General features: G+C 64.6%; 10 protein-coding genes. 6 read left to right on the forward strand and 4 right to left on the reverse strand.

Features of this window, described 5'->3' with window-relative positions; genetic code table 11:
* Positions 1-152: 152 nt before the first annotated feature.
* The 3 genes from RS883_RS01880 to RS883_RS01890 all read right to left on the reverse strand — a co-directional run bounded on the left by RS883_RS01880 (position 153) and on the right by RS883_RS01890 (position 2,236).
* On the reverse strand, positions 153-794 hold the full coding sequence (locus tag RS883_RS01880) for a hypothetical protein (RefSeq protein WP_315762107.1): 642 nt from the start codon (positions 792-794) through the stop codon (positions 153-155).
* Between the two features lie 258 nt (positions 795-1,052).
* Entirely contained in the window at positions 1,053-1,178 is a 126-nt protein-coding gene (locus tag RS883_RS01885) for a hypothetical protein (RefSeq protein ID WP_315762109.1), read from the reverse strand.
* Between the two features lie 875 nt (positions 1,179-2,053).
* Positions 2,054-2,236 (reverse strand): hypothetical protein, encoded by a 183-nt coding sequence (locus tag RS883_RS01890; RefSeq protein WP_315762112.1) that lies wholly within the window; start codon positions 2,234-2,236, stop codon positions 2,054-2,056.
* Between the two features lie 317 nt (positions 2,237-2,553).
* Here RS883_RS01890 and RS883_RS01895 point away from each other — a divergent pair, with 317 nt between their 5' ends.
* The 4 genes from RS883_RS01895 to RS883_RS01910 all read left to right on the forward strand — a co-directional run bounded on the left by RS883_RS01895 (position 2,554) and on the right by RS883_RS01910 (position 8,079).
* Positions 2,554-3,864: an O-antigen ligase family protein gene (locus RS883_RS01895; protein ID WP_315762114.1), complete on the forward strand. Its 1,311-nt coding sequence runs from the start codon at positions 2,554-2,556 to the stop codon at positions 3,862-3,864.
* A gap of 55 nt (positions 3,865-3,919) precedes the next feature.
* Positions 3,920-4,630, forward strand: coding sequence for a polysaccharide biosynthesis/export family protein (locus tag RS883_RS01900; RefSeq protein WP_315762116.1), 711 nt, complete (start codon positions 3,920-3,922; stop codon positions 4,628-4,630).
* 10 nt (positions 4,631-4,640) lie between these two features.
* Positions 4,641-6,836 (forward strand): GumC family protein, encoded by a 2,196-nt coding sequence (locus RS883_RS01905; protein WP_315762118.1) that lies wholly within the window; start codon positions 4,641-4,643, stop codon positions 6,834-6,836.
* Positions 6,837-6,903: 67 nt separating this feature from the next.
* Positions 6,904-8,079 carry a hypothetical protein gene (locus RS883_RS01910; RefSeq protein ID WP_315762120.1) on the forward strand — a complete coding sequence of 392 codons (1,176 nt, stop codon included), beginning with the start codon at positions 6,904-6,906 and terminating at the stop codon, positions 8,077-8,079.
* A 357-nt stretch (positions 8,080-8,436) separates the two neighbouring features.
* Here the strand turns inward: RS883_RS01910 and RS883_RS01915 are convergent, their stop codons facing one another.
* A complete protein-coding gene (locus RS883_RS01915) occupies positions 8,437-9,210 on the reverse strand; it encodes a glycosyltransferase (RefSeq protein ID WP_315762122.1) in 774 nt (257 codons plus the stop codon).
* Positions 9,211-9,410: 200 nt separating this feature from the next.
* Here RS883_RS01915 and RS883_RS01920 point away from each other — a divergent pair, with 200 nt between their 5' ends.
* Both RS883_RS01920 and RS883_RS01925 read left to right on the forward strand, forming a co-directional pair.
* Positions 9,411-11,414, forward strand: coding sequence for a hypothetical protein (locus tag RS883_RS01920; protein ID WP_315762124.1), 2,004 nt, complete (start codon positions 9,411-9,413; stop codon positions 11,412-11,414).
* 85 nt (positions 11,415-11,499) lie between these two features.
* A complete protein-coding gene (locus RS883_RS01925) occupies positions 11,500-12,516 on the forward strand; it encodes an acyltransferase (RefSeq protein WP_315762125.1) in 1,017 nt (338 codons plus the stop codon).

Genomic DNA, 12,516 nt, shown 5'->3' on the forward strand with positions numbered 1-12,516 from the left:
GTTCTGGACTAAATCGATTGCATGAATTGATATTAACAGGATCGTGAGTTTTGCGTCGTCCCCTACACCGATTGTGTCTAGGAGCGTCGATTGCGTGGATATTTCCGAGATCCAACACCGATTGCTCGGATATTTGTGCCTGTCTTCCTCATTCAGCGCAGCTTAGCGACCTTCGATGATTTATGTCTGAATTCCGCGACGTCCGCCCCCCAAGGGTGATCGGACCGCATAGCTCGCGCAGCAGGGCGTGCATCGGTGCCGTTCCGCCCGGCGCACTTTCCAGCACTTGCGCGCCTCTTTCGCCGGGGCGTAGCGTGAGCGGGGGAGGCAAGCGCGTCCACCCTCACCGCATCGTAGCCCTCGACAATTACCAGCAGTCGATGCTGGAATTCCGAGGTGGTACTCGACATCCATCTTAGCGCCTCCGCGAGGCAACGGCGGGGCATCTCGCCCCGCAGCAGCGGCCACAAGTCGGTTACCAAAGCCGGGTCGTGCAAAAGCCCGTGGAAACATGCGACGTCGTGGCGTCGGCTCGCGGGCGGCAACCATCCTTCGGAGACCACGACCATGATCTCGTTCGGCGCCACCTGGCCTGCCCGCGCGAACGGCGCCGCCGACAGAAGCCCGTCCGTTGCCACCACCGGTACACGAGCGAACAGGCGCGAGATCCGTGAAACGTCGTGACGCCACTCGAAACCGAAGTGGCCCAGCACAGGCAAAATGAGATAGCGTCGGAAGTAACGTTTGATGGCCACTTCCATCTTCTGCCGGTCGGAGCCGAGCATCGCCTTCATCTTACCGGATCGCATGGTGCCGCCCACCGCATCCTTGGCGGCAAGCAGTTGCGCTCAGTCGAGCCGGAAGCGCCAACTGGAAGTCGGAGTCGAGCGCAACGAGGATGTTGGCGAGGAGGGTGTCAGCGACGCTTACCACTTTTGCGCTATGCGCGAGCGAAAGCCGCTTTTTGTCGATCACAGCCCGAATGATAAGCCGCGCGCGCATGTCGCTAAGGCCAACGTTCAATCGAGCCTGGGAAGAATCTGGTCCCGCACCTAGTCGAGCACCGGGTCGGCGTTGATGCTCAGGTTGCGGTGCAGGTTGCCGTAGTCAGCGTAGCAGACGCTGCTCCGCGACCGGTTGCTGACGACGATCTCGTGCAGCGTTCGCTGAAGCTCCACCTTTCAATCTAGGACTACCCGCCAGCCTAGCGAAGCGACCTCGACCAGCCGGGCCGAAATTGTGCGGCGACCCTGCCGGCTTTTTCGTCCATAGCCGAACTACTCAAGATACGGCAAAGCTACGAGGCCACATCAGGCGACCTCGTGTCGAGCTGCGGATGCGAGATCTGCGGAGCAAAGCCCAGTCGACCAAGAGCCAGGCGTCGCGCTGGCGGGTGTCGTTGTCGGCCGTAGTTTCCGGAAGGTCCTTCCCACCGCAGCGGCATGTCCCGACAGGAAGCCCCCCGTCGATTGCGAGACCGCAATAGCCGCACGCCGCCACGATCCCCACACTGTGCTGCGGGCACGTCGATGTCGGCGGGACCTGCCAACACCCGCGCCCGAGGGCCGGCAGATCGCGTCGCTCCGATTGGAAGTCCTCCAAGTCTCTCCAGACGCAGGCGGGCAGGTCTGACCGGGACGAGTGACGCGGTAGTTGAAGTTGAAGCTGGCTACAGACATCCGGCCGCCGGTCATCCGAGTCGACGTGGCGGCTCCGATCTCCGAAGCGTCGAACTCGCTCAAACGGGTTGCGACAGCTATCCTTTGCTCAAGCTTCGGGCCCTGCTTGATGCGCAAATGTGGGGTGGAGCGCAGGAACTGACTGACGTCCCGCATGCCGTTGGCGAGCGCCAACCTGTCGAGGATCGACATCGCGGTCTCGCTCTCGCGGGGCTTGACCGTTCTCGGAGCCCAGTCAACCTCGAGAAGCTGCGTCGAAGTTCCGGGCTACGCCTTCATCCTCAATGCAGCGTTTCGCCGGCTCCCGACAGTCTTGACCTTCTGAAAATCGCCTGGCGGTGCATGGCGAGAGGCCACGCCGGGCGGATGCTGCCTTAGGCCAGGTCGATGGCGAGGCAGGCCGGCGAGTGGCGCCGGATCCTGGCAAGCTCGTCGCCGATCACGTAGGTCCACCTGAACGCCTCGAGGTCCGACGCAGCAATCAGGCCGTCTTCGCCATGGACGAGCGTGCCGTCGCGGATTAGCGCGTGGACGCATCCCAGGTGTAGCCGCAGCAACAGTCGCCACGTGAAGGGGTCATGTCCCGTCAGGCGATGACCCGGCGCACTGCCGCCTGCTAACTACGGTGATCAGCCGTTCGGCCGCCGCTTCCAGCGATCGGGCCAATGCGTGCGCCGCAACGCCTCGCTCGATTTCGCATCGGTGAGGGTGAGTTGTCTCGCCTCATTCCTCCCGAAAGATTCAGTCGAATGGCTATCGACCCACTGATCGACCGCCCGCTATTTTGAAATCGTCATCGATCGACTAACGGACGACAATGGTTCACTCGCATTCCGCACGCCGATCTTTGTTATGGCCCGATGTGCCCCTCGGCTTGACGATCGCGCTGTTGGTACTGCTCTGGGTGGTGGGCGGAGCGTCTCGCGCGGACGTCATGGGCCAGGTCGTGGTGCGTGCAGGAAGCTGGGCGATCCTGATCGCCGCGATCCTTGCCGGCCCGCGGCCGGTGCTGACCGGCCTAAAGCCTGTGCTATTCCTGCTGATCGCCGCGATCGCGCTGCCTCTAATCCAGCTCATTCCATTGCCTCCTGCCGGGTGGCAGGCGTTGCCCGGCCGCGACATGCTACTCGTTCCCGGCGGACCAGTGCCATGGCGGCCCTGGACGATGACGCCGGGAGCGACGCGCAACGCGCTTGCCTCGCTCGTCGTGCCGGCGACGACGTTTGTTGTGCTTACGCAGGCAAACGAGCGGGTCTTCCGCTGGATGCCAGCAATCCTAATGGCGATGATCGTCGCGGCGATGCTGTTCGGCCTGCTCCAGTTCTCAGGCACGGCTTTTAACAGCCCGTTTCTCAACGACACGCCAGGCGCCGTCAGCAGCATATTCGCCAATCGAAATCATTTCGCGTTGTTCATCGCAATGGGCTGCCTCATTGCGCCCGTCTGGGCCTTCATGGACCGGGAGGCGTTGCGCTGGCGCGGCTCGATCGCGGCGGGCCTTGTCGTGCTGTTCGTGCTGACGATCCTGGCGACCGGCTCGCGCAGCGGGATGCTGCTGGGGGCCGCGGCGCTGGCGCTCGCGCTCGCACTGGTCGGCAAGCGGCTGCGCCGCCGGCTGGCGGGGGCGCCGCGCTGGGTGCTGCCGACGCTGATCCTCGTAGCGGTCGTCGTGATCGGCGGCGCCGTGGCGCTGAGCTTCGCGGCGGACCGTGCCGATTCGATCAACCGCCTGATCGCGCTGGAAACGGGCGAGGACATGCGCTCGCGCGCGCGGCCGACGGTGCTGGCGATGATCGCGCTCTACATGCCGTTCGGATCGGGGCTGGGCGGGTTCGACCCGGTGTTCCGCATCCACGAGCCGTTCGCGCTCCTCAAGCCCACCTATTTCAATCAGGCGCACAACGATTTCCTCGGCATCGCGCTGGATGCCGGGATCGCCGGCGCGGCGCTGCTGGCGGTTGGGGTAATCTGGTGGCTCGTCGCCTCGATCCGCGTCTGGCGGGCATGCCCCGACGAGGCCGTTCAGCTGGCGCGGCTAGGCTCGACGCTGATCCTTCTCGTCCTCCTGGCGAGCGCCACCGATTATCCCGCGCGCACCCCGACGATGATGGCAATCCTCGTTGTCGGAGGCGTGCTTCTCGCCCGCGGCCGGCGAGCGTCCGACAGCGCGGCTTTACCGCCTTGACCGCCAAATCTATAGGGCGGCCTCATCTTCCCCATTGACCGGATTCCCCACGCGCATGCGTTTCCCCGTCCCTGTCTTATGCCTAGCGCTGGCGGCGACCGCCTGCGGATCGCCCGAGCCGCTTCAGTCCAACGGCAGCCTGACCGTCGTCCAGGGGTCGAGCGTGCTGCCGCCGCCCGATCGCGGCGACCTCGTCGCGGCCGATCGCCCGGCGCTGATCGGTCCGCTCGACACAATCGAGGTGAGCGTGTTCGGTATCCCCGACCTCGACCGCGAGATGCAGGTGGACGCCAGCGGCCGGATCGCCATGCCGCTGGCCGGCACGATCGACGCCCGCGGCAAGACCGCCGAGGAACTGGCGACTGCGATCGAGATCGCGCTCAAGGCGCGCTACGTCCGCAAGCCGCAGGTTACGGTCAACATTAAAAGCTCCGTCAGCCAGGTCGTGACGATCGACGGATCGGTGGTCGAGCCGGGCCTCTATCCTGTCACCAATCAAATGACGCTGATGCGCGTCGTCGCCTCCGCCAAGGGGCTGACCGAATTCGCCAAGCAGGAAGAGGTCGTGATCCTGCGCACCGTCGGTGACAAGCGGATGGCTGGGCTCTACGACATTTCGGCGATCCGCCGCGGTGCGTATGACGACCCGCCGGTCTACGCCAACGACGTAATCATCGTTGGCGATTCGCCGCAGCGTCGCCTGTTCCGTGATTTCGTGTCGCTGTCGCCGGTGCTCGCTGCGCCGCTGATCGCCGTGCTACAGTAAGGCCGCTTCGATGAACCTCGTCAGTCCCACGCTCCGGCCCGCCACCCCGGCGGGTACGCCCAATCTGCCTGCCGTCGTGGCCGGCGGCGATGCGATCCCCGCCATCCGCCAGTATCTGCGCATTGCGTTGCGCTGGCGCTACGTGATCATCGGGTCGGTCGTCGCCTGTGCCATCCTCGGTCTTGTGATCACGTTGTTGATGACGCCGAAGTTCACCGCCGCCGCGACCATCGAGATTTCGCGCGAGGCGAGCCAGGTCACCAACTTCCAAGGTGTCGAGCGCGAAACGAGCGTCGCCGACCAGGAATTCTATCAGACCCAGTACGGCCTCCTGCGTTCGAGGGTGCTTGCCGAACGCGTCGCAGCGCAGCTCCGGCTCGTCGACAACAAGGCGTTCTATAAGCAGTTCGGTGTCGATCAGGACAATCCGGCCTTTCGCGAAGTCAATGGCCGCTACGTTCCGGCCGGTCGCGCCGAACGCCAGCGCATCGCGGGCGAGATACTGATCAAGAACGTCGCGGTCGAGCCGACCCGACTGTCGCGTCTCGTGGCAATTAAATTCACCAGTGCCGGCGCGGTCTTCTCTCAGAAGGTCGCCAACGCCTGGGCCGAAAACTTCATCCAGACCAATCTGGAGCGTAAGGTGCAGGCAACGTCGTACGGCCGCAACCTGCTCCAGCGCGAACTCGGCCAGGCCAAGGAGCGGCTGGACGAATCGCAGCGCCAGCTCGTTACCTATGCCGAGCAGCAGCGGATCATCAATCTGCCCGCGCAGGGCTCCGGCGAGAATCAGACCGCCGAACGATCGATCGTGGCCGACGAGCTCGCCTCTCTGAACGCCGCGCTCAGTCAGGCGACTGCCGACCGCATCCAGGCCGAGGCTCGGTTCCGAGAGGCCGGCCGTGCCGGCTCGTCGGCGGAGGCGTTGCGCAATCAAGCGATTAACATGCTACGTCAGCGTCGCGCCGAGGCGGCCGCCGACTATCAGAAGCTGATGGTGCAATTCGAGCCTGACTATCCGCCAGCGCGTGCGCTGCAGTCGCAGATCGACCAGCTCGACCGGTCGATCGCTCGCGAGGAAAGCCGCGTCTCGGGATCGGTGCAGGCAGAGTATCGTCAAGCCGCAGAGCGAGAGAACGGGCTGCGCCAGCGCGTTGAGGGGCTGAAGTCGAACTATCTCGACCTGCGCCGCCGCAGCATTCAGTACAACATCTACCAGCAGGAAGTGGACACCAACCGCGCCTTGTATGACGGCCTGCTGCAGCGCTTCAAAGAGATTGGCGTTGCGGGCGGCGTTGGCGTGAACAACGTCGCTATCGTCGATCCGGCTGACGTACCGCAAAAGCCGTCGAGCCCGCGGATGCTCATCAACCTCGCGATCGCGCTGCTTGCCGGGCTTGCGATCGGCGGTGGCCTGGCCTTTGCGCTCGAGCAGATGGACGAGGCGATTGCCGATCCAAGCGAGGTTGAGCGTCGGCTCGGCCTGCCCTTGCTCGGCTCAGTGCCAAAAGTCGAGGGCGTGGCACCGCGCGACGCGCTGCTCGATCGCAAGTCCGATCTGGTCGATGCCTATCTGGCGATCCAGACCAGCCTCGCCTTCACGACCGAGCATGGCGTGCCCCGCTCGCTTGCCGTCACTTCGACCCGTCCGGCGGAGGGCAAGTCGACGACCGCGCTCGCGCTCGCGACGATGCTGGCGCGTGCGCACAAGACGGTCATCCTCGTCGACGGCGACATGCGCTCCCCCTCGGTCCATCACCTGGGCGGCGTCGATCACGACCGCGGCCTGTCTAACTATCTCGCGGGCCAGGAGGATATCGGTCAGCTGACGTTCGAGATGCAGGACCTCGGCCTCACGGCGATGTCGGCCGGGCCGATCCCGCCTAATGCCGCCGAGCTGCTCACGGGACACCGCCTCCAGCAGCTCGTCGCCAAGCTGCTCGAAACTTTCGACCATGTCGTGATCGACAGCCCGCCAGTAATGGGCCTGGCCGACGCGCCGCTGATCGCCAGCCGGGTCGAGGGCGTCGTCTATGCCGTCGAATCGCACGGCATCCGCTCGAGCATCGTCAAGACCGCGCTCCAGCGCCTCCTGTTGGCCAACGCGCACATCCTGGGCGGCGTGCTGACGAAGTTCGAGGCGCGCAAGGCGCATTACGGCTATGGCTATGAATATGGTTATGGCTATGGCCGCGATAAGGGCTGATCTTGTCGCCATGCCTGGCCGCCCCGCCCGTCGCCCGACTCCCGCACGCAGCCCGCGCGAATGGACGGTGCGCGGCGGGCTGGCGGCGGCGGCGCTGGCGCTCGGCTATGTCTCGACGGCGCAGACGCTTGGCTATACGTTGGTCAGGACCAACCCGGAGCGGGCGTTCGCCCTGTCGCCGAACGACGGCCGGGTGGCCGGGGCGCTGGCACAGCAGATCGCCGCATCCGAAGGGGCCGATCGCAAGCGTGCGGACACGCTGGCGTCGCGCGCCCTCGCTGCCGAACCGCTTTCGGTAAAGGCACTAACCGCGCTCGGCATCGACACCCAGCTTGCAGGCGATACGGTAGCGGCGCGGCGAATCTTCAGGCATTCCGACGCCTTGTCGCGCCGCGAGTTCGGCACCCGGTTGTGGTTGATCGAGGATGCTGTCGGGCGGGGCGACGTGCAGGGGGCACTACAGAATTACGACATCGCGCTGCGGACCGAGAAAGGTGCGCCCGACCTCCTGTTCCCGGTTCTGGCGAATGCGATCGCGGATGCTCCAATCGCGACTGGACTGCTTCGCATGCTGGCGAAGCGGCCGCCCTGGGGAGATGGTTTCGTCGCGTTCATCGGCGGGGCGAACGCTAATCCGATCGTCAACGCGCGCTTCCTGCGTCGCCTGTCTGATACCGGCTTTCCGGTCGCGGACGTGGCGAAGGTCAACGCAATCAACAACCTGATCGTATCCGGGGCGATCGAGGACGGCTGGCGCTATTATCAGAGCGTGCGCAAGGGTGCGACGCGTCAGCGGTCGCGCGATCCCGAGTTCGACGCCGCGCTTGCCGCCGCGTCGATGCTCGACTGGACCCCGATCATGGGCGAGCCGGGCATATCCGCCGTGATCGACGGCGGCGTATTCGATTTTGCCGCCCCCGCAACCGTGGGCGGCGTCGTGCTCCAGCAGACGCAATTGCTGCCGCCGGGTCGGTACGCCCTGCAGGGAACGAGCGCGAATATCGATCAGGCCGACGATGCGCGCCCTTATTGGCAGCTGCTCTGCTTCGACGGTCGCGAGCTTAGCCGCATCGACGTTTCCTCGTCGCCGGATGCGAAGGCGAACTTCGCCGGAACCTTCGTCGTCCCGACCGGCTGCGCGGCACAGACGCTGCGTCTGATGGTGCGTCCGTCGACCGCGGTCGGTGGATCGACCGGACAGATCGAGCGGGTGGCGCTCACCCCGGCGGGAGCGCCTCGATGAAGGGGGCATGGTACCTTGCCGGCCTGGTCGTTCTGCTTGCCCCTGCCCATCACGGCGACGCGCAGGCCCAGGACGTTCGCGGTACGCCTCGCACCGAAGAGGCGGTACCGATTGCCCCGGTCGTCGCAAAGGCGCCCGATGCCGGCGCTGGAGAAGTCGGGCGTCGGCAAGGCAAAGACGTCGCCGCGCGCGCAGGGCTCCGCCCGACGGCGAGAGTGAGCAACAGGATCGCCAATCGCGTCCAGTCGAGATTGCGGAACCGGATCGACGATTTTTACGATCCGCGCGTGAATTCGACGTCGCCGTTCCGCGTGGCGTCCGATCAGGCGAGGGCCGCCGGACGTCCGCGCTAGCGTCTCAGCGATAACGCCGCGTTACGATCCGCCAAAAGGCACCGGAGGTCCAGACCCGGAGCAGGCTTTCGAGATGCCAGCGCATATGCCGCCAGGACCGATGGCTGTCGCGACGGGCATCGTGGACGACGGCGAGGTCCGGGATGATGCGGATTTGCCCGCCGATCAGGCGCCAACGTGCCGAAAGATCGTAATCCTCGCAGTAGAGGCGAAAGCGCTCGTCGAAGCCGCCGATCGAGCGGAACGTGTCCAGCGGCACCGCAAGAAACATGCCGGCGAGCCAGAAGAATTCAGCGCTGGTCGGGTCCGCTTCCCACCCGGCCGACCGGCCTCTCGCACGGCGGACGAGATTGGGCAGGCTGAGGTTCAGCCGGACGGAATCCTCATGTTCGCCGTTTGGCGCGATCACGACGGGTGCGCGCAGGACCGGCCCAGACGTGTGCCAGGGCATCGCTGCCAGCCGCGCGAGCGTGTCGCTGGCCGGCAACCGGATGTCCGGGTTGACGATAAGAAAGATCGGCCCCTCCGCAAGAAGCGCGGCCGCATTGTGGTTCGCCCCGAACCCCTTGGGAGCAGCGTTGCGCACCACGACGCCGCTCAGATCCCGCAAATCGTGCTCGCCCAGCGGATCGGCGCCGATTTCGAGGATGTTCAGGGTCAGGACGACCTTCCAGTCTCCGATGCCCTGCTGCGCGCGCAGGTCGTCGAGGAGCGCGCGGACAAGCGCGGCGTGGCCGTGGCTCACCACGGAGATCGTGCCCTTGATCGTATCACGCATTCCGTTTCCTTGCAGGACCGAACGGCCGGTACCCGGTCAATATCACCATCGCTTGCGGCGGATGCCGACACGATCACGTCGACATGCCGGCGCAACCCGGCCGAACCACGCGCTAACGCGTAAAGCGGGAAACGCGTGGCACCCGCAAGCATTAGTAGCGCCATGCCCCAATCAGTCCGCTATCGGCGGGCAGTAGCTAGATGCTGAGGACGATTGCAATCATGGACCGACGAGGCGCTATCGGAACCCTACTCGGAACGACCGTGCTTCCGGGCGGAGATCGTCTAGCAAGCATGGCCGGCGTCTCGTCCGACGAGCCGGCTGCGCTGCTCGAAGGCTTTCGCCTTGCATTCAACGCGGGGGATTTCGACGCTTTCGCGACGCGCTGGGCAGCTTCCGATTGCCGCGTCACGCTCTGGTCGGGGTCAGCTGACCTCAATCGCGGCGGCGCAGGATCGGTCCATACGGTGCTGGCCCCGCTTCGCGCCTCGTTCGGCGCGATCCGTGCACCCGTCGCGCCCGGCCAGTTTCTGACCGAGAACGCCAGCGGGACGATCCGCTATTTCGCGACCTTCACGCTCGGCGATCGGCAAACCCCCCTCGAATTGACGATGCGGCTCGCCGGGGCCGGGAGTGGCCGTGTCAGCGAGATACGGATCGGCGATCCCGCTCGCTTCGCCCCGAGCACCGTCGCCGTCGTGGATATCGCCAGCGATGGCCGGGGCGACGTGTCGGGTGCGGTCCAGGCAATTTACGACAGGCTCGTTCGCAGCGGCGGCGGCACGCTTCAGTTTCCGCCGGGCCGTTTTCGGCTCAGCCTGTCGCTCGACAGTCGCAACGTACAGGTGCGCGGCGCCGGACGGCTGGCAACGCAGCTTCTGGCCGTGAGCCCGCAAGCCGTCATCCTGCGCGGCGCGTATCGTTCGGGCACTTGGGACGTGGTGACGGTCAGCGACCTGACGCTTGCCGGTGGCGAGGAACCCGGCGGCATCGGCTTTCAGGCCGGCGCCAATCCGCCCGCGCCCGATGACGAGTTCGCGGGCCGGACGCGTTTCGAGAACGTGCGCTTCCACAATCTCGATATCTGCGTCGATCGTCCCGCGGGGCAGATCGGGCTCACGGTCGACGATTGTCAGTTCGAGGATGCCCGCATCCACCTTGCCGGAAGCGCACGCCAGAGCGCGGGCCGCCCCCTGATGCACGGCGGTAACATCCTGGTTCGCAACAGCCATTTCCAGCGCGCGCGCGAAGCGGTCGTCCGATTCGACTCGGCGGTCGTCGGTACGGGACAGGTCACCTTCGCCGACTGCATCATGGAGGCGAATCCGGGCACCGTCTTCGACGTGCGCAATCTCAATGCCAATGACAGCGTGCCCGCCATGACGGTTTCCCGCTGCTGGAACGAACAGAACGCGACGGCCGCGCAGGTGATGGTCGATGGTCTCCCCCAGCCGCCCGTCTATGCGCGGCTCGCCAATTGCTCGCTCATCCGCTTCGAAGATACGCCGGTCGGTTCGATGACCCTGCGCAACACCGTGGTCCGGACGATCGATTGCAGCCTCGATCAGTTGAAGTCGGTGACCCAGGACGCGCGTTCGATGATCGAACATAGCCGCGCGCGCGGATTTGCGGTCGCGCGGCCGGTGGGCAGGGTCGACAGTATCGAGGCGACCTATCTGAACGAGCCCGGACGCGGCTCCAGCTTCTGGCTGCCGCTTCGGAAAAGCCTCTCGACCGCGTATCGAGGCGCCGTCGCGATGAGTGTGATCGGCGATCGAAAGATGGCCTTCGTCGGCAGCCAGACGGTCGAGACGCAGCCGGTCGCCGACGCCGCGCTTCCCGGCATGACCGTCGGGCAACAACTGGATCTTGCGCCCGGCGTCGATGTCTTCCCTTCGCCGGTATCGCTTCGCGCCGGCCGATGGGCAGCGTGGATCTACATCTACCGGCATGTCGCCGGCCCGCCGCCCACGCTGAGCCTGACGGGCAGCGCGGGCATGACCCTGGACGTGCCGCTCGACGCTCGCGAATGGCAAGCGATCGGCGGGATGACCGTCGTGCCCCCCGGAGCGACAAGCGTATCGTTCAGGCACCGCGCCGGCGACGGCGCTTCCGCAATTCACCTCGGCGGCATGAACCTGCTCACCTTCGAGACCCGGCAGGAGGCGCGGGATTTCATCAACAGCGGTCTGTTTGCCATCTAGGAATCCGGCAGGGCCACGCCGGCGCCGAATTCTGGAATACGGCCAGCACGTTGATTTTCCGAACCTCGTGCTTCATGGGCCGACCATGAAAAGCTATGTTCCCGAGTTGGACGGGGTGCGGGCAATCGCGGTTATCTCCGTGATGATCTTCCACCTCGGAATATTTCCGATTGGATGGATGGGTGTCCCGCTCTTCTTCGTACTGAGCGGATATCTGATTACATCGATCCTGATGGGTGAGCGGTCGTCCGAAATCTGGCATTATATAGCAAAGTTCTTCTGGCGTCGAAGTGTAAGAATATTCCCTCTATACTATGCCTATTTGATCGTAAATCTGGTACTCACGACCATTGCTGGCCTCTCGATCGCAGGTTACGGATATTTCCTTTTCTATTTCGGAAATTATCGTATCGGCGCCGTTGCGCCAAACGTACCCGGCGGTGTGATCGGCCATCTATGGTCGGTTGCCGTAGAAGAGCAATTCTACCTGATATGGCCATGGCTCGTTTACTACGTGAAGAAGCCGGCTTATCTAGCTGCTGCCTCGATCATTTTGGCGCCGTTGGTTCGCGAAGCGATCTACGACGCCACGAACAATCCCTACATGACGATCGTCTCGCTGCCGTCCTGCATCGATATGCTCGGCGCCGGGGCGATCGTCGCATTAGTCAGGCGCCGTGCCGTTCTCGGCGCGATGCTTGTCGCGGGAGGGGCGATCGTCGGATATTGCTTCTGGAAGGTACCGATCGCCGACTTTGCCCATACTGAAAAGTGGGTGCCGCAAGCCCATTTCATGTACACCGGCCTTGGCCTTCTCGCCGCTCCCTTCATTGCCTGCGCTGGTCGCATCAGGGTCCTGGCAGTCCCGCCGCTGAGATATGTCGGCCGCATCAGCTACGGCCTATACATGTGGCATCTGATTGTATTTGCGATCGTTCATCGAATGAAGCTGCCAGTCGCCGTCGAGGCTACCGCCTCGATCGCCGCGTCTTTCCTGGTAGCATCATTGTCCTGGCACTTTTTCGAGAAGCGTTTCCTTGCGCTGAAGGATCGAATGTTCGCGGATCGCCCGCGCGGAGAGACAACCCAGGCGGACGCCTGA

It is taken from the genome of Sphingomonas sp. Y38-1Y (genome assembly GCF_032391395.1).
GTDB lineage: Bacteria > Pseudomonadota > Alphaproteobacteria > Sphingomonadales > Sphingomonadaceae > Sphingomonas.